The organism is Streptomyces sp. NPDC039609 (assembly GCF_055596705.1).
Window position 1 is genome coordinate 329,387 of record NZ_JBVIUJ010000008.1, and the last position, 23,330, is coordinate 352,716.

Annotated in this window: 23 protein-coding genes; 7 read left to right on the forward strand and 16 right to left on the reverse strand. The window is 70.6% G+C overall.

Features of this window, described 5'->3' with window-relative positions; genetic code table 11:
• Positions 1-11: 11 nt before the first annotated feature.
• Positions 12-2,060, reverse strand: coding sequence for an APC family permease (locus ACZ561_RS25305; protein WP_470999097.1), 2,049 nt, complete (start codon positions 2,058-2,060; stop codon positions 12-14).
• A 234-nt stretch (positions 2,061-2,294) separates the two neighbouring features.
• Here ACZ561_RS25305 and ACZ561_RS25310 point away from each other — a divergent pair, with 234 nt between their 5' ends.
• On the forward strand, positions 2,295-2,963 hold the full coding sequence (locus ACZ561_RS25310) for a potassium channel family protein (protein WP_376435004.1): 669 nt from the start codon (positions 2,295-2,297) through the stop codon (positions 2,961-2,963).
• The gene (locus ACZ561_RS25315) at positions 2,963-3,643 is read left to right on the forward strand and encodes a potassium channel family protein (RefSeq protein WP_329114949.1); all 681 of its coding nucleotides are present in this window, start codon (positions 2,963-2,965) and stop codon (positions 3,641-3,643) included. Before ACZ561_RS25310 ends, ACZ561_RS25315 begins: the two co-directional genes overlap by 1 nt.
• A gap of 84 nt (positions 3,644-3,727) precedes the next feature.
• Here ACZ561_RS25315 and ACZ561_RS25320 read toward each other — a convergent pair whose 3' ends face one another.
• The 8 genes from ACZ561_RS25320 to ACZ561_RS25355 form a co-directional block, all read right to left on the reverse strand.
• The gene (locus tag ACZ561_RS25320) at positions 3,728-4,483 is read right to left on the reverse strand and encodes a DUF3159 domain-containing protein (RefSeq protein ID WP_470999100.1); all 756 of its coding nucleotides are present in this window, start codon (positions 4,481-4,483) and stop codon (positions 3,728-3,730) included.
• Positions 4,484-4,486: 3 nt separating this feature from the next.
• A complete protein-coding gene (locus tag ACZ561_RS25325; RefSeq protein WP_361967355.1) occupies positions 4,487-4,885 on the reverse strand; it encodes an OB-fold nucleic acid binding domain-containing protein in 399 nt (132 codons plus the stop codon).
• A gap of 137 nt (positions 4,886-5,022) precedes the next feature.
• The gene (locus ACZ561_RS25330; protein WP_376434998.1) at positions 5,023-5,709 is read right to left on the reverse strand and encodes a response regulator; all 687 of its coding nucleotides are present in this window, start codon (positions 5,707-5,709) and stop codon (positions 5,023-5,025) included.
• A gap of 166 nt (positions 5,710-5,875) precedes the next feature.
• The gene (locus ACZ561_RS25335) at positions 5,876-8,422 is read right to left on the reverse strand and encodes a DUF4118 domain-containing protein (protein WP_470999102.1); all 2,547 of its coding nucleotides are present in this window, start codon (positions 8,420-8,422) and stop codon (positions 5,876-5,878) included.
• 186 nt (positions 8,423-8,608) lie between these two features.
• A complete protein-coding gene (locus ACZ561_RS25340; protein ID WP_470999104.1) occupies positions 8,609-9,337 on the reverse strand; it encodes an ABC transporter ATP-binding protein in 729 nt (242 codons plus the stop codon).
• A 145-nt stretch (positions 9,338-9,482) separates the two neighbouring features.
• Positions 9,483-10,241: a DUF3710 domain-containing protein gene (locus tag ACZ561_RS25345; RefSeq protein WP_470999106.1), complete on the reverse strand. Its 759-nt coding sequence runs from the start codon at positions 10,239-10,241 to the stop codon at positions 9,483-9,485.
• 1 nt (position 10,242) lies between these two features.
• Entirely contained in the window at positions 10,243-10,755 is a 513-nt protein-coding gene (gene dut, locus ACZ561_RS25350) for a dUTP diphosphatase (protein ID WP_376434987.1), read from the reverse strand.
• Complete coding sequence (locus ACZ561_RS25355) at positions 10,755-11,339, reverse strand: PaaI family thioesterase (protein WP_376434985.1); 585 nt, start codon at positions 11,337-11,339, stop codon at positions 10,755-10,757. The genes dut and ACZ561_RS25355 overlap by 1 nt, the downstream gene beginning before the upstream one ends.
• Positions 11,340-11,397: 58 nt before the next feature.
• Between ACZ561_RS25355 and ACZ561_RS25360 the strand changes: the two genes are divergently transcribed.
• Positions 11,398-11,931, forward strand: a complete 534-nt coding sequence (locus ACZ561_RS25360; protein WP_470999108.1) for a DUF3093 domain-containing protein — start codon at positions 11,398-11,400, stop codon at positions 11,929-11,931.
• Here the strand turns inward: ACZ561_RS25360 and ACZ561_RS25365 are convergent.
• The 4 genes from ACZ561_RS25365 to ACZ561_RS25380 form a co-directional block, all read right to left on the reverse strand.
• Positions 11,928-12,932: a hypothetical protein gene (locus ACZ561_RS25365; protein ID WP_470999110.1), complete on the reverse strand. Its 1,005-nt coding sequence runs from the start codon at positions 12,930-12,932 to the stop codon at positions 11,928-11,930. The genes ACZ561_RS25360 and ACZ561_RS25365 overlap by 4 nt on opposite strands.
• A gap of 12 nt (positions 12,933-12,944) precedes the next feature.
• Positions 12,945-13,241: a DUF4193 domain-containing protein gene (locus ACZ561_RS25370; protein WP_003955561.1), complete on the reverse strand. Its 297-nt coding sequence runs from the start codon at positions 13,239-13,241 to the stop codon at positions 12,945-12,947.
• 395 nt (positions 13,242-13,636) lie between these two features.
• The gene (locus tag ACZ561_RS25375; protein ID WP_470999112.1) at positions 13,637-14,872 is read right to left on the reverse strand and encodes a sensor histidine kinase; all 1,236 of its coding nucleotides are present in this window, start codon (positions 14,870-14,872) and stop codon (positions 13,637-13,639) included.
• Between the two features lie 4 nt (positions 14,873-14,876).
• Positions 14,877-15,530, reverse strand: coding sequence for a response regulator transcription factor (locus ACZ561_RS25380; protein ID WP_132914883.1), 654 nt, complete (start codon positions 15,528-15,530; stop codon positions 14,877-14,879).
• A gap of 385 nt (positions 15,531-15,915) precedes the next feature.
• On the opposite strand from ACZ561_RS25380, the gene ACZ561_RS25385 reads away from it, so the two are divergent.
• A complete protein-coding gene (locus ACZ561_RS25385; RefSeq protein ID WP_315893340.1) occupies positions 15,916-16,089 on the forward strand; it encodes a hypothetical protein in 174 nt (57 codons plus the stop codon).
• 59 nt (positions 16,090-16,148) lie between these two features.
• Here the strand turns inward: ACZ561_RS25385 and ACZ561_RS25390 are convergent, their stop codons facing one another.
• On the reverse strand, positions 16,149-16,979 hold the full coding sequence (locus tag ACZ561_RS25390; protein ID WP_470999115.1) for an inositol monophosphatase family protein: 831 nt from the start codon (positions 16,977-16,979) through the stop codon (positions 16,149-16,151).
• 9 nt (positions 16,980-16,988) lie between these two features.
• A complete protein-coding gene (locus ACZ561_RS25395) occupies positions 16,989-18,116 on the reverse strand; it encodes a ferrochelatase (protein ID WP_470999117.1) in 1,128 nt (375 codons plus the stop codon).
• A 133-nt stretch (positions 18,117-18,249) separates the two neighbouring features.
• Between ACZ561_RS25395 and ACZ561_RS25400 the strand changes: the two genes are divergently transcribed.
• Complete coding sequence (locus tag ACZ561_RS25400; protein ID WP_470999119.1) at positions 18,250-19,521, forward strand: MFS transporter; 1,272 nt, start codon at positions 18,250-18,252, stop codon at positions 19,519-19,521.
• Positions 19,502-20,800, forward strand: coding sequence for a D-arabinono-1,4-lactone oxidase (locus ACZ561_RS25405; RefSeq protein ID WP_470999121.1), 1,299 nt, complete (start codon positions 19,502-19,504; stop codon positions 20,798-20,800). The genes ACZ561_RS25400 and ACZ561_RS25405 overlap by 20 nt, the downstream gene beginning before the upstream one ends.
• A 3-nt stretch (positions 20,801-20,803) precedes the next feature.
• Here the strand turns inward: ACZ561_RS25405 and ACZ561_RS25410 are convergent, their stop codons facing one another.
• Positions 20,804-21,634: a hypothetical protein gene (locus ACZ561_RS25410; RefSeq protein ID WP_470999123.1), complete on the reverse strand. Its 831-nt coding sequence runs from the start codon at positions 21,632-21,634 to the stop codon at positions 20,804-20,806.
• A gap of 487 nt (positions 21,635-22,121) precedes the next feature.
• Here ACZ561_RS25410 and sepH point away from each other — a divergent pair, with 487 nt between their 5' ends.
• On the forward strand, positions 22,122-23,153 hold the full coding sequence (sepH, locus tag ACZ561_RS25415; protein WP_470999125.1) for a septation protein SepH: 1,032 nt from the start codon (positions 22,122-22,124) through the stop codon (positions 23,151-23,153).
• Positions 23,154-23,330: the final 177 nt, after the last annotated feature.

The following is a 23,330-nucleotide window of genomic DNA, read 5'->3' on the forward strand; positions in this document are numbered from 1 at the left end:
CGCGGGACGCCTCAGCTCTTGGCCGCGGGCTCCTTCGGGCGCTTCTCGACCGGGCCACGACGTACCGAACCGGGCGCGTTCCAGTCCTGACGCTTCCTGGCCCGCTTCTTCGCGACCTCGGAGGACTGCAGCTGGTACGGGACGGACGTCACCATCACGCCGGGCGTGAAGAGCAGACGGCCCTTGAGCCGCAGCGCGCTCTGGTTGTGCAGCAGGTGCTCGTACCAGTGGCCGACGACGTACTCCGGGATGTAGACGGAGACGGCGTCGCGCGGGCTCTCGCGGCGGATGTTCTTCACGTACTCGATCACCGGCCGGGTGATCTCGCGGTACGGCGAGTCGAGGATCTTGAGCGGTACGTTGATCCCGCGCCGCTCCCACTCCTCCTTGAGCGCCCTGGTCTCGGCCGGGTCGACGTTGACGCTCAGCGCCTCCAGCTCGTTCGCGTGCAGCAGCTTGGCGTAGGCGAGCGCCCGCAGCGTCGGCTTGTGCAGCTTGGAGACGAGGACGACGGAGCGGACGCGCGAGGGGCGCACGTACTCGTCGGGGCGCTCCTCCGCTGCGGCGATCTCCTCCGCCACGGAGTCGTAGTGGCGGCGGATCGCGGTCATCGTCCCGTAGAAGATCACCATGCCGAGCAGCGCGACCCAGGCGCCGTGGGTGAACTTGGTGGCGAGGACGACGACCAGGACGAGGCCGGTGAAGAAGGCGCCGAAGGTGTTGATCGCGCGGGAGCGGATCATGTGGCGGCGCTTGGCCGGGTCCCTCTCGGTCTTCAGGTGCCGGTTCCAGTGCCGGACCATGCCGGTCTGGCTGAGGGTGAAGGAGACGAAGACGCCGACGATGTACAGCTGGATCAGCTTCGTCGAGTCGGCCCCGTAGACCCAGACGAGGAGGGCGGCGGCGCCGGCGAGGAGCACGATGCCGTTGGAGAAGGTGAGGCGGTCGCCGCGGGTGTGCAGCTGGCGCGGCAGGTACCGGTCCTGGGCGAGGATCGACCCGAGGAGCGGGAAGCCGTTGTACGCCGTGTTGGCGGCCAGGAAGAGGACGAGCGCGGTGGCCGCGGCGAGGAGCACGAAGAAGAATGTTCCGTCGCCGAACACGGCGGCCGCGACCTGCGAGATGACCGGGTCCTGGACATAGCTCTCGCCGACCGGCACACCGTTGAGCAGCAGATCCTGGGCGGGCTTCTCGGCCATCCGTACGTCGGTGGCCAGCGCCAGGAAGATGATGCCGCAGAACATCGTGACGGCCAGGGCGCCCATGAGGAGCAGCGTGGTGGCCGCGTTCTTCGACTTCGGCTTGCGGAAGGCGGGAACGCCGTTGGAGATCGCCTCGACACCGGTGAGAGCGGCACAGCCGGAGGAGAAGGCACGCAGCAGCAGGAAGAACAGCGCGAAGCCGGCCAGGCCCTGGTGCTCGGGCTTGATCTCGAAGTCGGCGGTGGGGGCCTTCATGGTCTCGTCGAGGACGATCCCCTTGTACGCGCCCCAGGCGATCATGATGAAGACGCCGGCGACGAAGACGTACGTCGGGATGGCGAAGAGGCTGCCCGACTCCTTCACACCGCGCAGGTTCATCAGCGTCAGCAGAACGATGACGCCGACCGCGCAGAGGACCTTGTGCTCGACGACGAACGGGATGGCCGAGCCGAGGTTCTCGATACCGGAGGAGATCGAGACGGCCACGGTCAGGACGTAGTCGACGAGCAGGGCGCTGGCGACGGTCAGTCCGGCCTTCGGGCCGAGGTTGGTGTTGGCGACCTCGTAGTCGCCGCCACCGCTCGGGTAGGCGTGGACGTTCTGCCGGTAGGAGGCGACGACCGTGAACATCAGGACGACCACGGCCAGCGCGATCCACGGGCTGAAGTGGTAGGCCGACAGACCTGCGATCGACAGGACGAGCAGCACCTCGCCGGGTGCGTACGCCACCGAGGACAGCGGGTCGGAGGCGAAGACAGGGAGAGCGATGCGCTTCGGGAGGAGGGTCTCCCCGAGCTTGTCGCTGCGCAGAGCCCGTCCGATCAGGATCCGTTTGGGAAGGTCGGTCAGTTTGGACACGGAGAGGATCGTAAGCGTTCGAAAAGAGCCATGCTCACCGCGACCCCCAATCCGCACGGAATCTCCGTGCCCACTACCTCGGATGCGGTCCCGTTCGGGGTTGCCGCATAAGCTCGGATCGGGCAGCACGGCAGGGCGCTGCCCGCCACGGCCCGGGCCAGTCGGGTGAGGAAAGTTGTGAGCAGGGTGTATTCGCAGGTCAGTAAGACGATCAGGAGTGCGGGGTAAGGGGACGTGCACATCGTCATCATGGGCTGCGGGCGAGTGGGAGCCGCTCTCGCGCAGACCCTGGAGCAGCAGGGGCACACCGTCGCGGTCGTGGACCAGGACCCGACGGCTTTCCGCCGTCTGGGCTCGGGCTTCGGCGGACGCCGTGTCACCGGCGTCGGCTTCGATCAGGACACGCTGCGCGAGGCGGGGATCGAGGAGGCCGGCGCCTTCGCCGCGGTGAGCAGCGGCGACAACTCGAACATCATCGCGGCGCGGGTCGCGCGCGAGATGTTCGGCATCGAGAACGTGGCCGCCCGGATCTACGACCCGAGGCGCGCCGAGGTCTACCAGCGGCTCGGCATCCCCACGGTCGCCACGGTCCGCTGGACCGCGGACCAGATGCTGCGGCGACTGCTGCCGTCCGGGGCGGAGCCGCTGTGGACCGACCCCAGCGGTGGCGTGCAGCTCGCCGAGGTGCACACCTCCGTGGCGTGGATCGGCCACAAGATCAGCAAGCTGCAGGACGAGACGGGTGTGCGCGTGGCGTTCCTCACCCGGCTCGGCGAGTCGATCATCCCGACGTCGCAGACCGTGCTGCAGGAGGGCGACCTCGTGCACGTGATGATGCGTACGGACGAGATCGCGAAGGTCGAGGAGGCCTTCGCCGAGGGTCCTGAGGAGGGCGGTCACTGATGCGTGTCGCTATTGCGGGCGCGGGCGCGGTGGGCCGTTCCATCGCGGGCGAGCTCCTGGAGAACGGTCACGAGGTGCTGCTGATCGACAAGGCGCCGACCGCCATCTCGGTGGAGCGGGTTCCGCAGGCGGAGTGGCTGCTCGCCGACGCCTGTGAGATCACCTCGCTCGACGAGGCCGCGCTGCAGCGCTGCAACGTCGTGATCGCGGCCACGGGTGACGACAAGGTGAACCTGGTCGTCTCGCTGCTCGCGAAGACCGAGTACGGCGTGCCGCGCGTGGTCGCCCGGGTGAACAACCCGAAGAACGAGTGGCTCTTCAACGAGTCCTGGGGCGTGGACGTCGCCGTGTCGACGCCGCGTCTGATGTCGGCCCTGGTCGAGGAGGCGGTGAGCGTCGGCGACCTGGTCCGGCTGCTGCGCTTCAGCCACGGTGACGCGAACCTCGTGGAGCTGACCCTCCCGCCGGAGTCCGCGATCGCGGGTACGGCGGTGGGCGATGTGGCCTGGCCGCAGGACACCTCCCTGGTGACGATCATCCGCGGCTCTCGGGTGCTGACCCCGAGCCCGGAGGAGACCCTGGAGGCGGGCGACGAGCTCCTCTTCGTGGCCGCCCAGGCCCGCGAGGAGCAGCTGGAGGACCTGCTGTCGGTCCGCCGCGACACGTCGTCGGCGAGCTGAGTCGAAGCCGGCGGGCAAGGACGAGGAAGGGCCCGGGACCTTGAGAGGTCCCGGGCCCTTCCGTCTGCGTACGCGCTCTGTGCCTTACGCCTCCGGCTGCCGCGCCGCTTCAGCCTTGCGGGCCTTCTCGGCCTCTTCCTCGGCTTCCATCTCGGCGAAGACGTCGATCGGCGGCGGCGCCTTCGCGAGGAAGACCCACGTCAGATACACCGCGAGCAGGAAGGGCGGGATCTTCAGCGCGACCAGGACCCAGCCGAACTTGGTGGTGTCGGCCCACCAGTACATCGGGAAGAGGATCGCGCACTTGCCGAGCAGGATCAGGCCCCACGCCCAGCTCGCCTTGGTGTACGCCTTCTTGCGGCCGGGGTTACGGGTCCGCCAGGAGAGGTTCTCCTTGAAGACCGGGCCGAGGATCAGGCCGATCAGGGGGACGCCCGCGAGCGCGGTGATGATGTACGCGAGGGCGAGGCCCAGCGTGTACAGCATGCCCGGCAGATAGAAGTCCTTGGCGTTGCCGGTCATCATCGCGAAGACCACGCCGAACGCCACGCCGAAGACACCGCTGAACGCGTGCTTGACGGTGTCCCGGCGGATCAGCCGGACGGCGACGAGAACCAGGGAGACCGCGAGTGCCGCGATCGCCGAGGTGTGCAGGTCCTTGTTGATCGTGAAGATCGTGACGAAGAGAAGGCCGGGCAGGACCGTCTCGACCATGCCCCGCAGGCCGCCGAAGGCCTCGAACAGCGCAGCCTCCGTGACCTCCTTCGTGGCCTGGGAATCTTGGTGCGCCTGAGCGTCCTGGGCGTCCTGATCCGTCGTCGGCTTGTCGAACGACGTCACCGGCTACTCCTGTCCGAGCGGTCGGAGCTCGTATTTGGGGTTGAAGAGGACCCGCCGGCCGTGGCTCATCGAGATGCGACCGGAGGCGATCAGCTTGCGGCCCGGCTCGATGCCCACGATGGACCGCCGGCCGAGCCACACCACGTCCAGCGGGGCCGTGCCGTCGAACAGCTCGGCCTCGAGGGCCGGCACACCGGCCCGTGGACGCAGGGTGACCGTGCGCAAGGTACCAGTCACCTTGACTATCTGGCGGTCGGAGCAGTCGGAGATTCGGGTGCAGCCCGACGCCTCGGCGTCCTCCTGGAGCTCTTCGGACTCCAGCTCCTCCTGCGAGGTGGACAGCCGGTCGAGCATCCGGCGGAAGCGCCCGGCCGGCTTCTCTGTACGCGGTGCAGCACTCATACAGAAAGCGTACCGGCCCCGGCGGACAGGGGAAGCGGCCGTCCTCGCCGACTCTTCCGACCCCCCTGGAGCCCGTCTCCGTCCCGGCCTCGGCGCCCTTCTCGTCGCCCTTCCCGGCCCACCTCTCAGCGCGCCTCTCAGCGCTCGAAGCGGTAGCCCATGCCCGGTTCGGTGACGAAGTGCCGCGGGTGCGAGGGGTCGGCCTCCAGCTTGCGCCGCAGCTGCGCCATGTACACCCGCAGATAGTTGGTCTCGGTGCCGTACGAGGGGCCCCAGACCTCCTGGAGGAGCTGCTTCTGGCTCACCAATCGCCCGCTGTTGCGGACGAGCACTTCGAGCAGGTGCCACTCGGTGGGTGTGAGGCGGACGTCGCGCCCGTCCCGGTGGACCTTCTTCGCGGCCAGGTCGACCGTGAAGCCCTCGGTCTCGACGACCACGACCCCGTCCTCGCCGCCGCCGACCGGCTCGGCCCTGCGGACCGCGGCGCGCAGCCGGGCCAGGAGCTCGTCCATTCCGAACGGCTTGGTGACGTAGTCGTCGGCTCCCGCGTCGAGCGCCTCCACCTTCTCGTCCGAGGTGTGCCGCGCCGAGAGCACCAGGATCGGCACCCGCGTCCAGCCGCGCAGGCCCTTGATGACCTCGACGCCGTCGAGGTCGGGCAGTCCGAGGTCGAGGACGACCACGTCGGGGTGGCGCTCGGCGGCCATCCGGAGGGCGGTGGCGCCGTCGGGCGCCGCGTCCACCTCGTACTTCCGCGCCTTGAGGTTGATCACCAGCGCGCGGACGATCTGCGGCTCGTCGTCGACGACGAGAACCCGGGTCATCGAAGGCTTCCTTCTCTCTGTCGGTCCTGTGAGGGTCGTACTGCTCGCGTTCGGATCGCGTCGCCGGACCGATCGGCCGGTTCGCACGGTCGGCTCGCTCGCTCGATGCGCCCGGCCGGATCGCACGGTCGGAGCCGCGATCGGAGCCCCGGTCGCATCCCCCGGTTCAAGAAGTCACCCGGGCGGGTACGTCGGCGGCCGGCGGCGGCCGCTGCCCGGTCACGGCCTTGAGGGTGAGGGTCATGGTCAGTCCGCCGCCGGGCGTGTCCTCGGCGGTGATGATGCCGCCCATGGCCTCGACGAAGCCGCGGGCGACCGCGAGCCCGAGGCCGACCCCGGAGCCGCGCGGAGCGTCTCCGAAGCGCTGGAACGGTTCGAAGATGCCGTCCTTGCTCTCGTCGGGCACCCCCGGCCCCCGGTCCACGACCCGCAGTTCGACCCGGTTGCCCAGAGCGCTGGCGGAGACGGCCACCGGCACGTCCTGCGGGCTGTACTTCACGGCGTTCTCGACGATGTTGGCGACGGCCCGCTCCAGAAGCCCCTTGTCGACCTCGACCATCGGGAGGGTCTCGGGGATGTCCAGCTCGGCGCTGCCGTCGGGAACCCCACCGAGCGCCATGGGGACGACCTCGTCGAGGTCGATGGCGCGGATCAGTGGAGCGACGGTGCCGGTCTGGAGCCGGGACATGTCGAGGAGGTTGCCCACCAGGTGGTCGAGCCGGTCGGCGCCGTCCTCGATTCCCTCGAGGAGTTCGGCGCGGTCCTGCTCGGACCATTCGACGTCGTCGGAGCGCAGAGAGGAGACGGCCGCCTTGATTCCGGCGAGCGGGGTACGCAGGTCATGGCTGACCGCCGCGAGCAGGGACGTACGGATCTTGTTGCCCTCGGCCAGCTTGCGGGCCTCCTCGGCCTCGCCGACGAGCCGCTGCCGGTCCAGTACCACCGCGGCCTGGGCGGCGAACGCACCGAGCACACGCCGGTCCTCGGCGGGCAGCACCCGGCCGGTCAGGGCGAGCGCCAGGTGCTCGCCGACGGGCATGTCCACGTCCGCGTCCTCGGGACGGGTGACGGGGTGCGCCCCCACACTCGCCGCACAGGTCCACGGCTCGACGTCGCTCGTCCGTTCCAGCAGGGCGACGGACTCCATGGCGAAGGTCTCGCGGACCCGTTCGAGGAGGGACTCCAGGCTCGTCTCGCCGCGCAGCACGCTTCCGGCGAGGAAGGAGAGCGTCTCGGCCTCGGCACGCAGGCGGGCGGCCTGGTGGGTGCGGCGGGCCGCCAGGTCGACGACCGACGCCACGGACATGGCGACGCCGAAGAATACGGCGATCGCGACGATGTTCTTGGGATCGGCGATGGTCACCTTGTGCAGGGGCGGGGTGAAGAACCAGTTCAGCAGGAACGAGCCGAACGCGGCCGACGCCAGCGCCGGCATGAGTCCGCCGAGCAGCGCCGCGGCGACGGTCAGCGCCAGGAACAGCAGCATGTCGTTGGCGAGGCCGAGGTCGGCGTCGACATGGGTGAGCAGCAGGGCGAGCAGGCCGGGTCCCGCGATGCCGACGATCCAGCCCCAGATGATCCGGGGGCGCCCGAGGCGGGCGCCGCGGGTGACGGGCAGTCCGCGCCCCTTGGCGACCTCTTCGTGGGTGACGATGTGGACGTCGAGGTCGGGGCCCGACTCACGGGCGACGGTCTGGCCGACGCCGGGGCCGAACATGTACTGCCAGGTCTTGCGTCGGCTGGAGCCGAGGACGATCTGGGTGGCGTTGACCCCTCGGGCGAATTCGAGGAGGCCCGAGGGGATGTCGTCGCCTATGACGTGGTGGAACGTTCCGCCGAGGTCCTCGACCAGGGTCCGCTGGACGGCGAGTTCCTTGGGCGAAGCGGCCGTGAGGCCGTCGCTGCGGGCGATGTAGACGGCGAGGACCTCACCGCCGGCGCCCTTCTCGGCCAGCCGGGAGGCGCGCCGGATGAGGGTGCGGCCCTCGGGTCCGCCGGTGAGCCCGACGACGATCCGCTCGCGCGCCTGCCAGGTGGAGCGGATGTTGTGCTCGCCCCGGTACTGCTGGAGGTACTCGTCGACCCGGTCCGCGGTCCACAGCAGCGCGAGCTCGCGGAGCGCGGTCAGGTTGCCGGGGCGGAAGTAGTTGGCGAGGGACGCGTCGATCCTGTCCGGCTTGTATATGTTTCCGTGGGCCATGCGGCGGCGCAGGGCCTGGGGTGACATGTCGACGAGCTCGATCTGGTCGGCGCGACGGACGACCTCGTCGGGGACGGTCTCCTGCTGACGTACACCGGTGATCGACTCGACGACGTCGCCCAGGGATTCGAGGTGCTGGATGTTGACCGTCGATATGACGTCGACCCCGGCGGCGAGCAGCTCCTCGATGTCCTGCCAGCGCTTGCCGTTGCGGGAGCCGGGGACGTTGGTGTGGGCGAGTTCGTCGACGAGCGCCACGGCCGGCTTCCTGGCCAGGACCGCGTCCACGTCCATCTCGGTGAAGGTGGTGTCGCGGTAGGCGAGGGTGCGGCGCGGCACCTGCTCGAGGCCGTGCAGCATGACCTCCGTACGGGGACGGTCGTGGTGCTCGACGAAGGCGACGACGCAGTCGGTGCCACGCTCGACTCGCCGATGGCCCTCCGAGAGCATCGCGTACGTCTTGCCGACGCCCGGTGCCGCACCCAGGTAGATCCGTAGCTTGCCGCGTCCCATGGCATGACCTTACGTCCAGCGAAACGGACATTCTGCACGAGGGGCAAGGCCCGGGGGCCGTATTGACGGGATCCTGATGTGGATCCGATATCCGTCCGACGGGTGGTTCGAGGAATGGATATCGGATCCAATATTCAATTCCTGATATCCGGCATCCAGGATCCCCTGCGCGCGACGACTCCGTCGTCAGTGCTCGATGATCTCGCCGTCGCCCAGTTCCAGCACCCGGTCCGCGAGCCCCAGAAGCTGGGTGTCGTGCGTGGCCACCAGCGCCGTGACGCCCTCGCTGCGGACCACCGCACGCAGGAGCTCCATCACCGCGAGCCCGGTCTCGGCGTCGAGCTGGCCCGTCGGCTCGTCGGCGATCAGCAGGGCCGGCCTGTTGGCCAGGGCGCGGGCGATGGCGACGCGCTGCTGCTGGCCGCCGGAGAGTTCGCCGGGCCGCTGGGCCGCGTGGTCGGCGAGGCCGACCAGCGCGAGGAGGAGCGCGATCCGCTCCTCCCGCTCCTTCGGATCCGCCCTGCGCAGCCGGAGGGGCACGCCGACGTTCTCCGCGGCGGTGAGGATCGGGATGAGCCCGAAGGACTGGAAGATGAAGCCGATACGGTCCCGGCGCAGCTCCAGGAGCCCGTCCTCGCCGAGTTCCGCGAGGTCCGTGCCGCCGATGGTGATCCGGCCACCGTCGGGGCTGTCGAGGCCGCCGACCAGGTTGAGCAGGGTGGTCTTGCCGGAACCGGAGCGACCCTTGAGCGCGACGAGCTCGCCGCGCGGGATGTCGAAGGAGACCCCGCGCAGGGCATGGACGGCCGCCGCGCCCGTACCGTACGAGCGGTGCAGGTTCTCGACCCGGACCATGGGTCCGCCGGACGGGTCCTCGACCACCGCCGTGCCGGACCGCGCGCTGCTGTCACTCATCCCCGAACTCCCCCTCGTCGAACGTGTGCGCCCGTCAGTATGTGCCGCCGAGGGGCCGCCGGGCCAGGGTCCGGGAAACGCCGGTGGGCCGCATTCCGGACAACGTGTTCGGAATACGGCCCACCGGCCTCACGGAATCAGGGGTTCAGCGGACCTCGGTGATCTCCGGTCCGCGCTGGAGCTGGCCCATGCCGCCGGAGAAGCGTGAGCCTTCCTGCTCGTCCTGCTGGACACCGTCGGGCACCATCTGCGCGTCGTTCGGGAGCTTGAGGACGATCGGGTCGCGCGGGGCCATCGGGCCCTCGCCCCGGACCACGACGGTGTCCCGCACGATCTGCTCCAGCAGACCGGCGGCCTCCGGCTGCACCGCGCCCTGGCCGGAGATCACTCCGCGCAGGAACCAGCGGGGTCCGTCGACACCCACGAAACGCACCAGCTGCACACCGCCGGTGCCGTCGGGCAGCTGCACCGGGACCTGGGCCCGCAGCTCCCAGCCCAGCGGGCCCTCGACCTCGTCGATGACACCGCCCTGCTGGGTGATGCCGGAGGCGATCTCCTCACGGACCTCGCCCCAGATGCCTTCCTTCTTGGGCGCGGCGAAGGCCTGCAGCTGCACGGCGCTGTCGCGCAGGACGACGGTCGCCGCGACGATCGCATCGCCCGCCACCTCGACCCGCAGCTCCATGCCCTCGACACCGGGTACGAAGATGCCACCCAGGTCCACCCGCCCGTCCTCGGGCTTGGAGACCTCGGAGATGTCCCACGGCCCGTCGGGGCGGGGGGCCGGCGGAAGGTTCACCCGACGCGGGGCGTCCTTACCGTCGGTGCCGACCTCGTCGACGACCTGCTCGGCCTCGCCCGCTGCGTCCTCAGCGGCACCGCTCTTCTTGCGACGTCCGAACACGTCACTGTCCTTCCCGGTCGGATACGACCGAAGCGTATCGATTCCCACCCGTTGTGCCGTCCACAGCGGCATGACCGCCGGTGGACCCGAAGCCCCCCTCGGCCCGCGCCGAGCCGGGAAGCTCCGCCACCTCGTGGAAGCGCACCTTCTCGACCTGCTGGACGACCAGTTGGGCAATCCGGTCGAACCGTTCGAACCGCACGCTTTCGCGCGGGTCGAGATTGACCACGATCACCTTGATCTCTCCACGGTACCCGGCATCCACCGTCCCCGGGGCATTCACGAGGGCGACTCCGCACCTGGCAGCGAGCCCGGAGCGAGGGTGAACGAAGGCGGCGTAGCCGTCGGGCAGGGCGATGGAGACCCCGGTGGGCAGCACGACCCGCTCCCCGGGGGCCAGGACGGCCGCCTCGGTGGTCACGAGATCGGCTCCGGCGTCGCCGGGGTGGCCGTAGGCCGGGATCGGCACCTCGGGGTCCAGGCGCCGGATCAGGACGTCGACAGGGTTGCGCATCAGGGGTTCACCTCGAAGGCGCGAGCGCGCCGGACCTGGTCGGGGTCGGACATGGCGGCCTGGATCTCCTCCGGGCGGCCGTTGTCGATGAAGTGGTCGACCTTGACCTCGATGAAGAGGGCGTCGGCGCGGACCGCGACGGGGCCGTCGGGCCCGCCGATCCGGCCGGTGGCGGTCGAGTAGATCTTGCGTCCGTGCACGGCGGTGACCGCGGCCTCCAGGTGCAGGACGGTGCCGACCGGAACGGGCCGCGCGAAGTCGGTCTCGAGCCGGCCGGTGACGGCGATGACCCGGAGCAGCCAGTTCAGGGAGCCGAGGGTCTCGTCGAGCGCCGTGGCGAGGACGCCGCCGTGCGCGAGTCCGGGGGCACCCTGGTGGTCGGGGGTCACGGTGAACTCGGCGGTGACGGTCACGCCCTCGCCGGCCCGGGCCTCCAGATGCAGACCGTGGGGCTGCCCGCCGCCGCACCCGAAGCAGTACTCGTAGTGCGCGCCGAGGAGCTCGCCGGGGGCGGGCGCGTCGGGGTGGCGTACCGGCGGTATGGCGTCGGCCGGCGGGGTGAGGGCGGCAGATGTTGCAGTCACAGCCGCAGACCTTACCCGCGAGGCCGGGCGCAGGTCGCGCCGTGCCAAGCTTGGACGTATGCAGCCTTCCGTACCGCCTTCCGCGCCGCGCTTCGACGAACGTCTGACCGCCCCCCGCTCCTGGTGGGTGATCACGGCTCTGCTGGGCCTGTCCGGCGGTCTGGTGACGTTCCCGCTGGGCACGGTCCCGACGCTGGGCGGGCTGCTCGTCGCGACGGCGCTGGCGGCGGTCGTCGTTTCCTCGTACGGCTCAGCCCGGATCCGGGTGGTGGCCGGTTCGCTGGTGGCGGGCGACGCGCGGATCCCGGTCTCGGCGCTGGGTGCGCCGGAGGTACTGGACGCGGAGGAGGCGCGCGCCTGGCGCACGTTCAAGGCCGACCCGCGCGCCTTCATGCTGCTGCGCAGCTATGTCCCGCGCGCGGTCCGGGTCGAGGTGACGGACCCGGCGGACCCGACGCCCTACGTCTATCTGTCCAGCCGTGACCCGGAAGGCCTCGTCGCGGCCCTTGAGGCCGCACGCGCGGAGAACCCGGGCAGCGAGGCCGGGACCGGTGAGGCCATGACCGCCGAGGTCCGGGCCGGCGAGGGCTAGAAGCCGATCTCCTTGGGGTTCTCGGGCTGCTCCAGCGGGGGCAGCCCCTCCAGGGCGCTCCACGGCACCTGGCGCCTCCGCAGGTCCTTGCGGACGTGCTGGGCGAGCTTCTTGGTGTCGCGGCGGTTCATCACCGCGCCGACGGCGGCACCGACCATGAACGGCATCAGGTTGGGCAGGTTGCGCACCATGCGCTTCATGATCTGCTGACGCAGCTCTCGCTTGAGCTGCCCGCCGAGTGCCGCGTTGACGGTGGTGGGCTTGGTGGGGTCGATGCCCCGTTCCTCCGTCCAGGAGGTCAGATACGCGGTCGATCGCTGGGTGAGCGTGCCGGGCGGCCGCAGGCCGTACACCTCGTGCAGCTCGGCGATGAGCTTGAGCTCGATCGCGGCGACTCCGGTGATCTCCGCCGCGAGCTCTGCCGGCATCGCGGGGGGTACGGGCAGCATCGCGGCGGCGCCGATGCCCGCGCCGACCGTCGAGCTGGCGTTGGCTGCGCCCGCGACGAGCTTGTCGGCGATCCGCTCGGGCCCCATGCCCGGAAAGTGCCTGCGCAGGGTCGCCAGGTCCCGGACGGGAATGCGCGGGGCGATCTCGATGAGCCGGTCGGCGAGGTAGCCGATCCCGGCTTTGGCGCTCTCGCCGCCACGCTTCACGCCGCGTTTGACGGCGTCGATCCGCGCGCGGTCGAGTTTCATACGGTCCAGCTGTGCGCGCGCCGGATCGGCGACGCGCCTGACGGCGTCGAGACGGCGCCCGCCACGCGGGGCCTCCCGATCCACCGGCTCCGGCGTTCCGGCCGTCCCGGTCGTGACGACTGCTTCGAGCGAGGCCGAGGGGCCCCGCCCGTCGTCACGTGCGCCGGGGGAGGGCAGGAGGGCGCTCTGCTCGGCTTCGGGGGCCTCCTGAGCACCCTCCGCCGGGTCCGAGCCGCCCTGATACGCCTCCGGCCTCCCGGGAAGCCGGAAGCGTCGCTTCCGAGACGGTGAGTCGCCTGCCACGGCAGAGCGACCTCAGTCGCAGTCGCGGCAGATCGGCTGGCCGTTCTTCTCTCGTGCCAGCTGGCTGCGGTGGTGCACGAGGAAGCAGCTCATGCAGGTGAACTCGTCGGCCTGCTTGGGCAGGACCCGTACGGCGAGTTCCTCGTTCGACAGATCGGCGCCGGGGAGCTCCAGGCCTTCTGCGGCCTCGAACTCGTCGACGTCGACCGTCGAGGTCGACTTGTCGTTCCGGCGAGCCTTCAGTTCCTCAAGGCTGTCCGAATCGACGTCGTCGTCGGTCTTGCGTGGGGTGTCGTAATCCGTTGCCATGTCGCTCTCCCCCTCTGGGTGGTTGCGGTGTCTCCAGCGCACGTAACGCGTGAGAGGCCGGACTTGTGCCCGACCCGAGGCGGAGATTTTGCCTCACATCAAGGTCTGTTACTCAATCGACACCCAACCGGCCCTCTCACGAGTGATCGGCTTTGGGTGGCGAACGGGACCGTACACGGTCCACCTGCCGTCCTTCACGGGCGCCACCCCGTGTACTTCCCGTCATCCAGCCCCCCGGAAACCCGGACTTTTCCGGGTTTTCCGAGGGATTTCTCGATCACGGAGAGTGGAGAACCGGATGCTCGCTCCTGTGATCGATCACACATGAGCGTCTCAGAAACGGGATCCGGGAATTCCGCGCAAAGCGAACGGAACCGGCTGGTACCCGAAGTGTGTCAGATCGGGAGAGTGACACGCATCACGAGACCGCCGCCTTCGCGGGGCTCCGCGATGATACGGCCACCATGGGCCCGTGCGACGGATCGCGCGATCGACAGGCCGAGACCGACTCCCTTGTCGCTCCCCGTCCGCTCCTGCCGCAGCCTTCTGAACGGCTCGAAAAGGTTGTCGATCTCGTACGCGGGAACCACGGGACCCGTGTTCGAGACGACGAGGACCGCCTGGCCGCGCTCGGTCTCGGTGGTGACCTCGACCCAGCCTCCTTCGGCCACGTTGTACCTCACGGCGTTCTGGACCAGGTTCAGGGCGATCCGCTCGAGCAGGACGCCGTTGCCCTGGACGACGGCCACCTCCCGCTCACCGCGGATCTCCACACCCTTGGCCACGGCCTCCGCGCGCACCTGGTCGATGGCGCGCGAGGCGACCTCGGCGAGGTCCACGGGCTTGCGCTCCACGATCTGGTTGTCGCTGCGGGCCAGCAGCAGCAGGCCCTCCACCAGCTGCTCGCTGCGCTCGTTGGTGGCCAGCAGGGTCTTGCCGAGCTGCTGGAGCTCCACGGGCGCCCCGGGATCCGAGAGATGCACCTCGAGGAGCGTGCGGTTGATCGCCAGCGGGGTGCGCAGCTCGTGCGAGGCGTTCGCGACGAAGCGCTGCTGGGCGGTGAAGGCCCGCTCCAGACGCTCCAGCATCTCGTCGAAGGTGTCCGCGAGCTCCTTCAGCTCGTCGTCCGGGCCGTCCAGCTCGATCCGCCGGGCCAGATCGGATCCGGCCACCTGGCGGGCGGTCCGGGTGATCCGGCCGAGCGGGGAGAGAACCCGGCCGGCCATCGCGTAGCCGAAGGCGAAGGCGATGATGCTCAGGCCCAGGAGGGCGAACAGCGAGCGGCGCAGGAGGTCTCCGAGCGCCAGGTCCCGCTGGTGCTGGAGGCAGGCGGAGACGGCTTCGTTGAGCTGCTCCCCGGTTCCCGTGGCGGGCAGCTGGCACCAGGAGGTGGTCGGCTGGACCTCGCCCTTGACCACCTTGAAGGGCAGCTCCGAGGCGCTGTCGCCCAGAGCCTGCGCGGTGAACAGATAGATGATCGACAGCAGCAGGATGCCGGCGATCAGGAACATGCCGCCGTACAGGAGCGTGAGCCGTATCCGGATCGTCGGACGGAGCAGCGGCCTGACCGGGTCCCTGGGGTCCCAGGTCGGCTTCGGGGGCGCCTGAGGGGGCGCGGGGGTCGCGGCCACCGGGTCAGATCCGGTATCCGGAGCCGGGGACCGTCACGATGACGGGCGGCTCGCCGAGCTTGCGGCGCAGGGTCATCACCGTGACCCGTACGACATTGGTGAAGGGGTCCGTGTTCTCGTCCCAGGCCTTCTCCAGGAGCTGCTCGGCCGAGACGACCGCACCCTCGCTACGCATCAGGACCTCCAGGACGGCGAACTCCTTCGGTGCGAGCTGCACCTCCTTGCCGTCGCGGAAGACCTCGCGGCGGTTCGGGTCGAGCTTGATGCCGGCCCGCTCCAGGACGGGCGGCAGCGGCACCGTGGTGCGCCGGCCGAGGGCCCGCACGCGCGCGGTGAGCTCGGTGAAGGCGAAGGGCTTGGGGAGGTAGTCGTCGGCCCCCAGCTCCAGGCCCTCCACACGGTCGCTGACGTCGCCGGAAGCCGTGAGCATCAGGACCCGGGTGGGCATCCCCAGCTCGACGATCTTGCGGCAGACGTCGTCGCCGTGGACCAGGGGGAGGTCCCGGTCGAGGACGACCACGTCGTAGTCGTTCACCCCGATGCGCTCCAGGGCGGCGGCGCCGTCGTACACGACGTCGACTGCCATGGCCTCCCGGCGCAGTCCGGTGGCCACCGCATCGGCGAGCAGCTGCTCGTCCTCGACGACGAGTACGCGCACGTCTGTCATTCCTTCCTGGGAGCCCTCGTCCCTCACACGGACCCGGGCGGTTCTTGAGCACTGACTGTGCGTATCCATCCTGCCCGGTACGCGCGTAAACCGGCTGTAAGGCGGCCTACGGGCAGAACCGGGAGGGCACGCGGGCGACGAGGGGGCGTGTGGGGGCACGAGTGGGTCGGAGAGGGGCGCGCGGAGAATTCACCGGATTCACGGGCCAGTTGAGGTTTCTGTGAGGAAGGGCGTGGGGAGGACGTCTGCACACCCCGCGATCACGCCCTGTATGTGGCGCGCCACAAGCCGCTCTGTCCCCCAGAGGTTGCAGCGTGTGATCCACCCCACCCTCGGCACACCCCCGTGCCACCGACCCATGACGAGGGGGCGCACGATGGACGCTTTCACCGCAGGACTGCTGCAGCGCATAAGGACTGCGCAGACCGACCTCACACGGGCACGCGAGACGGGCGACGACTTCCTCGCGGAGGTCGAGCAGGCCGAGCTCGACGACCTGCACCGCCTGGCCGCCGAGCACGGTGTCGAGGTCGGCGCCGCCAGCGCCTGACCCCTGACATGGAAGGGCCCCGGTGTCGACGACACCGGGGCCCTTCGCACGGGCGGTCCTCACCCCTGGTCGCGCCAGGCCCCGAACTCCTCCAGGAGCTGCTGGAGGGGCTCGAAGACCCCTGGTGGGGCGGCGATCGTCAGCTCGCCCGAAGGGCGCTCTCCGGGCCGTCCACCGGTCAGGGCGCCCGCCTCCCGGGCGATCAGGTCACCCGCGGCGAGGTCCCACGGGTTGAGGCCGCGCTCGTAGTAGCCGTCGAGACGGCCCGCGGCGACGTCGCAGAGGTCGATGGCGGCCGATCCGCCGCGGCGGATGTCGCGCAGGCGCGGAATCATGCGCTGCGCGATGTCGGCCTGGCGGGCTCGGCGGGTCTGGACGTAGGCGAAGCCGGTGGAGATCAGCGCCTGCTCCAGCGGGGGCGCGGGACGGACGGCCAGCCGGCGCTCCCCCACGTACGCGCCGCCGCCGAGCACGGCCCGGTACGTCTCGTTCCGCATGGGCGCCTCGACCACCCCGACGACCGTCTCGCCGTCGCGCTCGGCGGCGATGGAGACGGCCCAGGTCGGCAGCCCGTAGAGATAGTTCACGGTGCCGTCGAGCGGGTCGATCACCCAGCGGACCCCGCTGGTGCCGGGGCTGGCGGCTCCCTCCTCGCCGAGGAAGCCGTCGTCGGGCCGGTGCTCGGAGAGGAAGCCGGTGATCAGCTTCTCGGCGGCGATGTCCATCTCGGTGACGACGTCGATCGGGCTGGATTTCGTCTTCGCCACCGCCAGGTCGTCAGGCCTGCCGTCGCGCAGCAGGGCGCCGGCCAGGCGTGCGGCCTCCAGGGCGAGGTCGAGCAGCTCGGTGAGCAGGGGGTCGGTCGGCACAGGGTTCACGGGCTCGGTCACAAGCACTCCTTATGCGTACGGGCTGTCGGCTCCGGCCGCCGCGGGCCGCTCCGCCCTCGCCGGGCAGCAGCCGATGGGGCAGAGGTCGTGGGAGGGCCCGAGGGCGCCGAGCGCGCAGCGCTCCACCCGGACACCGCGCTCGCTCCCCGCGCGCTCCAGGACGAGGTCCCGTACCGCCGCCGCGAAGCGCGGGTCGGCTCCGACGGTCGCGGAGCGCCGGACCGGGAGCCCGAGCTCGGCGGCCTTGGCGGTGGCCTCGGTGTCGAGGTCGTACAGCACCTCCATGTGGTCCGAGACGAAGCCGATCGGGACCATCACGGCTGCCGGGACCCCGGCGCCGTGCAGCTCCTCCAGGTGGTCGCAGATGTCCGGTTCCAGCCAGGGGATGTGCGGGGCGCCGCTGCGGGACTGGTAGACGAGCTCCCAGGGGTACTCGACGCCGGTCTTCCTGCGGACCTCGTCGACGATCACCCGGGCCACGTAGAGGTGCTGCTTCACATAGGCGCCGCCCTCTCCGTGCTCGCCGACGGGGCCGGAGGAGTCGGCCGCCGAGTCGGGGATCGAGTGCGTGGTGAAGGCGAGGTGGGCGCCGGCCCGGACGGACTCGTCGAGGTCGGCCAGCGAGGCGAGCACCCCCTCGACCATGGGCTCGACGAAGCCGGGGTGGTTGAAGTAGTGCCGGAGCTTGTCGACCCGGGGCAGCGGGAGCCCCTCCGCCTCCAGCTCCGAGAGCGCGTCGGCGAGGTTCTCGCGGTACTGACGGCAGCCGGAGTACGAGGCGTAGGCGCTGGTGGTCAGGACGGCGATGTGTCGCCTGCCGTCGGTGACCATCTCCCGCAGGGTGTCGGTGAGGTACGGCGCCCAGTTCCGGTTTCCCCAGTAGACCGGCAGGGCGAGGCCGGCCCCCGCGAAGTCCGCCCGCAACGCGTCGAGCAGCGCGCGGTTCTGGTCGTTGATCGGGCTGACGCCACCGAAGAGGAAGTAGTGCTGCCCCACTTCCTTGAGCCGCTCCTTCGGAATGCCTCGGCCGCGGGTGACGTTCTCCAGGAACGGGACGACGTCGTCCGGGCCCTCGGGGCCGCCGAAGGAGAGCAGCAGAAGGGCGTCGTACGGGGCGGGATCGTGCTGATCGGACATGGCACCGATCCTCCCATCCGTCGCTGACGGCCGATGGCGCGCCCCGACCGAACAATGCGGCTGCGCCATTCAGTTCAACACCGTAGGCTTTAGCTATTAATTACACGTGTTGAGCTGACGCCCGGAGATCCTCTTGCCCAGTCCCTACCGCGCGATCTTCGCGGCGCCCGGCACCAGATCGTTCTCGGTCGCCGGTTTCATCGGCCGGATGCCGCTGTCCATGATGGGCATCGGCATCGTCACCATGATCTCCCAGGTGACGGGGAGGTACGGCCTCGCGGGCGCGCTCTCCGCGACCATGGCGATGTCCGCCGCCGTGCTGGGCCCCCAGGTCTCGCGGCTGGTCGACAGGCACGGACAGCGCCGTGTGCTGCGCCCCGTGACCCTCGTGTCGCTGGTCGCGGCCGCCGGTCTGCTGCTCTGCGTCCAGCAGGGCGCGCCGGACTGGACCCTGTTCGTCTTCACCGCCGTGATCGGCTGCGTGCCGAGCCTCGGCGCCATGACCAGGGCCCGCTGGGCGGACATCTACCAGGGGGAGGCGCGCCGGCTGCACACCGCGTACTCCTGGGAGTCGATCGTCGACGAGGTGTGCTTCATCTTCGGCCCGATCATCTCCATCGGCCTGTCGACCATCTGGTTCCCCGAGGCCGGCCCGCTGTTCGCGGCCGTCTTCCTCGCCGTCGGCGTCTTCTGGCTGACCTCGCTGCGCGCCACCGAGCCCGAGCCGCACCCGAGCGACGGGAGCTCCGGCGGTTCCGCGCTCCGCTCCCCCGGCCTTCAGGTCCTTGCTCTCGCCTTCGTCGCCACCGGCGCGATCTTCGGCTCGGTGGACGTGGTGACAGTGGCCTTCGCGGAGGAGCAGGGCAGCAAGGCCGCCGCCAGCCTGGTGCTCGCGGTCTACGCGCTGGGCTCCTGTCTGGCCGGCGCCGTCTTCGGCCTGCTCCACCTCAAGGGCGATCCGTCGCGCAGGTGGCTGCTGGGCGTCTGCGCGATGGCCGTGAGTATGATCCCCCTCCTACTGGCCGGGAACTTGCCGTTGCTGGCCGTGGCGCTCTTTGTCGCGGGCCTGTCCATCGCACCGACGATGGTGACCACCATGGCCCTCGTCGAAGCACACGTGCCTCGCACCAAGCTGACCGAAGGCATGACCTGGACAGGGACCGGGCTCGCGATCGGTGTGGCGCTCGGCTCCTCGGCCGCCGGCTGGGTGGTCGACGCCTCGGGTGCGGAAGCGGCGTACGTGGTGCCCGTCGTCTCGGGCGCGCTCGCGGTCCTGGTGGGTCTCCTGGGCTACCACCGGCTGCGGCAGCCGGTGCCGACACGGGAGGGGCAGCGTGAGCGGGACGAGCAGGGGGCAGTCACAGCGGTCGGAGAGCACCGGGACGGTGAGCAGCCCGTGGCGTAACTGGGCGGGGAACGTCACCTCCCGTCCGGTGCGGGAGGTGCGCCCGGCCTCGGCCGAGGAGTTGGCCGACGCCGTCACGAAGGCGGCCGCGGACGGGCTGCGGGTGAAGACGGTCGGCACCGGTCACTCCTTCACCTCGATCGCAGCCACGGACGGCGTGCTGGTCCGGCCGGACCTGCTGACGGGCATCCGGCGCATCGACCGCGAGGCGATGACGGTCACCGTGGAGTCCGGCACTCCGCTCAAGCGGCTCAACGTGGCGCTGGCCCGGGAGGGCCTGTCGCTCACGAACATGGGCGACATCATGGAGCAGACGGTCGCCGGGGCCACCTCCACGGGCACCCATGGCACCGGCCGCGACTCGGCCTCGATCGCCGCGCAGATCCGGGAGCTGGAGCTGGTCACCGCGGACGGGCAGCTGATGACCTGTTCGGAGAAGGAGAATCCGGAGGTCTTCGCGGCCGCCCGGATCGGACTCGGCGCGCTCGGCGTGGTCACGGCGATCACCTTCGCCGTGGAGCCGGTCTTCCTGCTCACCGCGCGCGAGGAGCCGATGACCTTCGACCGGGTCACCTCGGAGTTCGACGCGCTGCACGCGGAGAACGAGCACTTCGAGTTCTACTGGTTCCCGCACACCGACAACTGCAACACCAAGCGCAACAACCGCAGCGCAGGCCCCGCCGCCCCGCCCGGACGGATCAGCGGCTGGGTAGAGGACGAGCTGCTCTCCAACGGGGTCTTCCAGCTCGCCTGTTCGCTCGGCCGGGCCGTGCCTCCGGTGATCCCCTCGCTCGCGAAGATCTCGAGCCGCGCCCTGTCGGCCCGTACGTACACCGACATCCCGTACAAGGTGTTCACCTCCCCGCGCCGGGTGCGCTTCCTCGAGATGGAGTACGCCCTGCCGCGCGAGGCGGCCGTCGCGGCGCTGCGCGAGGTGAAGGCCATGGTCGAGCGCTCGCCGCTGAAGGTGAGCTTCCCGGTGGAGGTGCGGACGGCGCCGGCCGACGACATCGCGCTCTCCACGGCCTCGGGCCGGGAGACCGCGTACATCGCCGTGCACCTCTACAAGGGCACGCCCCACCGCGGGTACTTCACCGCCGTGGAGCGCATCATGACCGCGCACGGCGGCCGGCCGCACTGGGGCAAGGTGCACACCCGGGACGCCGCGTACTTCTCCGAGGTCTATCCGCGCTTCGCCGAGTTCACGGCGCTGCGTGACCGGCTGGACCCGGGACGGCTGTTCGCCAACGACTATCTGCGCCGGGTGCTGGGCGACTGACGGTCACTCGGCCGGGATCTCCTGTCCGCCGACATCGGTGCCGGCGGACGGGGTCCCGGTCGGGGTCGGGGTCGGCGTGGGCGTCGGGTCGGTGGGCGTGGGCGTCGGGGTGGGTGTGGGCTCCGGGTCGCCCCCGGTCGAGCGCGAGGGTGTCGGCGCGGGGTCGGAGGTGGTCCCGCCGGTCCCCGGGGACTGCGTGCCGGTACCGCCGCCGCTCTCGTCCGGCTCCCGCTGCCGCCCGGTCCGCGGCTGCTGCGAGGGCGTCGCACCGGTCGAGGGCTCGGTCCTGCCGCCGCCGTCGCCCCGGACGACCGAGCCGAAGGTCGTGCTCCCCTTGGTGCCGCTGAAGTCCTGATCGGAGATCAGTTCGTAGCCGGTGATGCCGCCCATGGCGACCAGGAAGACGAGCGCCGCGGCGATGCCGGAGCGCTTCCAGCCCCGGACGCGGGTGCCGTGCGTGGTGGCCTCGCCGAACTCGTCCCCGAACTCGTCCCCGAACTCGTCGCCGTGCGGGGCCGGCCCGGGCGCGCCGACGGTCGCGAACACCTGAGTACGGTCCGGCGCCGACTGCCGGACCGCGGGCTCCGCGGCCTTCGACGGCTCCGGGTGGACGGCGGCCTCCCGTATCTGCTCTCCCGTGCGCTTGAAGAGGTGTTGGAAGACCGAGCCTCCGCAGGTCGCGATGACACTGATCACACCGGCGCCGAGGATCGTGCCGTACACGCCGAGGGTGGAGGCGAGTTTGGCGGCGACGACGGCGGCGACCGCACTGCCGGAGACCTGGGCGACGCTGAGGTCGATCCGCTTCTTCTTCTCGTCCTTCGCCTGATCCATGCCTCGCCCTTGCCTGCTCATCCGTTCAACCATGCACCCACAAGGGACAAATGGGCGAAGTGAATAGTTCCGTTTCCGCTGGTTCTGTGAAGAGGGACACGTACGGGCAAAGGTCGCGGAGACTCAACTCCCGTGCCTCCGGAGAAGTTGGGCGGCGTGCCGGTCCACCCAGGTGGCCCGAATGGAGTACTGTGTCGAGCCCTGGGTCCGGGCTCTCGCAAGGGTGCTCGGGGTCTACGGGAGGGGGCCGAAAGTGGCACTCGAACCGGCGGCGCCGTGGCACCGCACGGATTCCTGTCGCACAGCGTGACCGCCGGTCACTCTGCGTCGTGAATAGGTAACCGTGCCATAACGGCGTTCCAGGGTCCATGCCCGACACGCCGGGCAACTCGGCAAGGTTGTGGCAGGCTGCACCCGGGCAGGCCACACTCGACTAGCGGAAGCAGCGACGCACGTGACGTCGGCAGGCACCACCCGGGAGGTCCCCATGCCCGAACTGCGTGTCGTGGCCGTCTCCAACGACGGCACACGACTGGTGCTGAAGGCTGCTGACAGCACGGAGTACACGCTTCCGATCGACGAGCGACTGCGCGCCGCCGTGCGGAACGACCGCGCACGGCTCGGTCAGATCGAGATCGAGGTGGAGAGCCACCTCCGCCCCCGCGACATCCAGGCACGGATACGAGCCGGTGCCTCCGCGGAGGAGGTCGCCCAGCTCGCCGGCATCCCCGTCGACCGCGTGCGGCGCTTCGAGGGCCCCGTGCTCGCGGAGCGGGCGTTCATGGCGGAGCGGGCCCGCAAGACTCCCGTGCGCAGGCCAGGGGAGAACACCGGGCCGCAGCTCGGCGAGGCGGTGCAGGAGCGGCTGCTGCTGCGCGGCGCCGAGAAGGACACCGTGCAGTGGGACTCCTGGCGTCGTGACGACGGCACCTGGGAGGTGCTGCTCGTCTACCGGGTGGCCGGCGAGGTCCACACCGCGAGCTGGACGTACGACCCGCCCAGGCGGCTCGTCCAGGCCGTGGACGACGAGGCACGCTCGCTGATCGGCGAGACGGACGACACGATCGCCGCCGCGCCGGAGCCCAGCTTCCCCTTCGTGCCGCGCATCGCCCGGCTGCCGCGGGACAGGCCGCTGGACCGCGCGCTCGACCGCCAGATGGAGCGGCCCGCGCCGGTCGCCGAGCCGGAGGAGGAGCGGGACTCGCTCACCAGCCTCCTGGAGGCCGTGCCGAGCTTCCGTGGCGACATGGTCGTCCCGGACCGGAACCCCGAGCCGTCCTCGACCGAGCCCTCCGACGAGCCCGAGTCGGAGGAGCCCCCGGCTCCGGCTGCATCGGCCGGCGCGGGCTCGGCCTACGCCGACGTCCTGATGCCCCGCGCGGTCTCGGGCCACCGCGACCGCCTGACGGGTACCACGGACCGCCAGGCCGAGGCCGACGGCGTCCGCCCGGGCCGCCGCGCGGCGGTCCCGAGCTGGGACGAGATCGTCTTCGGCACACGAAGGAAGAAGCAGGACTGACGTCCGTACGGGAAGGGGGCCCGCGCCGACAAGGCGCGGGCCCCCTTCTCCGTGGCGTCGGGCGGTGTCCGGCGGATCGGTGCCGGACGGGACGCGGCGATCGGCGCCAGGCGTCTCCCCAGCCCCCGGGGGACGGCCGCCCTGCGGGTCGCGCGGGCCCCTGGGGGACGCGCCGCA

Coding starts and splice junctions, on each gene's coding strand:
- dut (WP_376434987.1), bottom strand. CDS start 10,755: ATGCGCAACCCTGTCGACGTCCTGATCCGGCGCCTGGACCCCGAGGTG.
- ACZ561_RS25335 (WP_470999102.1), bottom strand. CDS start 8,422: ATGGGACGCGGCAAGCTACGGATCTACCTGGGTGCGGCACCGGGCGTC.
- ACZ561_RS25360 (WP_470999108.1), top strand. CDS start 11,398: ATGCAGCCTTCCGTACCGCCTTCCGCGCCGCGCTTCGACGAACGTCTG.
- ACZ561_RS25315 (WP_329114949.1), top strand. CDS start 2,963: ATGCGTGTCGCTATTGCGGGCGCGGGCGCGGTGGGCCGTTCCATCGCG.
- sepH (WP_470999125.1), top strand. CDS start 22,122: ATGCCCGAACTGCGTGTCGTGGCCGTCTCCAACGACGGCACACGACTG.
- ACZ561_RS25385 (WP_315893340.1), top strand. CDS start 15,916: ATGGACGCTTTCACCGCAGGACTGCTGCAGCGCATAAGGACTGCGCAG.
- ACZ561_RS25325 (WP_361967355.1), bottom strand. CDS start 4,885: ATGAGTGCTGCACCGCGTACAGAGAAGCCGGCCGGGCGCTTCCGCCGG.
- ACZ561_RS25330 (WP_376434998.1), bottom strand. CDS start 5,709: ATGACCCGGGTTCTCGTCGTCGACGACGAGCCGCAGATCGTCCGCGCG.
- ACZ561_RS25395 (WP_470999117.1), bottom strand. CDS start 18,116: ATGTCCGATCAGCACGATCCCGCCCCGTACGACGCCCTTCTGCTGCTC.
- ACZ561_RS25370 (WP_003955561.1), bottom strand. CDS start 13,241: ATGGCAACGGATTACGACACCCCACGCAAGACCGACGACGACGTCGAT.
- ACZ561_RS25410 (WP_470999123.1), bottom strand. CDS start 21,634: ATGGATCAGGCGAAGGACGAGAAGAAGAAGCGGATCGACCTCAGCGTC.
- ACZ561_RS25340 (WP_470999104.1), bottom strand. CDS start 9,337: ATGAGTGACAGCAGCGCGCGGTCCGGCACGGCGGTGGTCGAGGACCCG.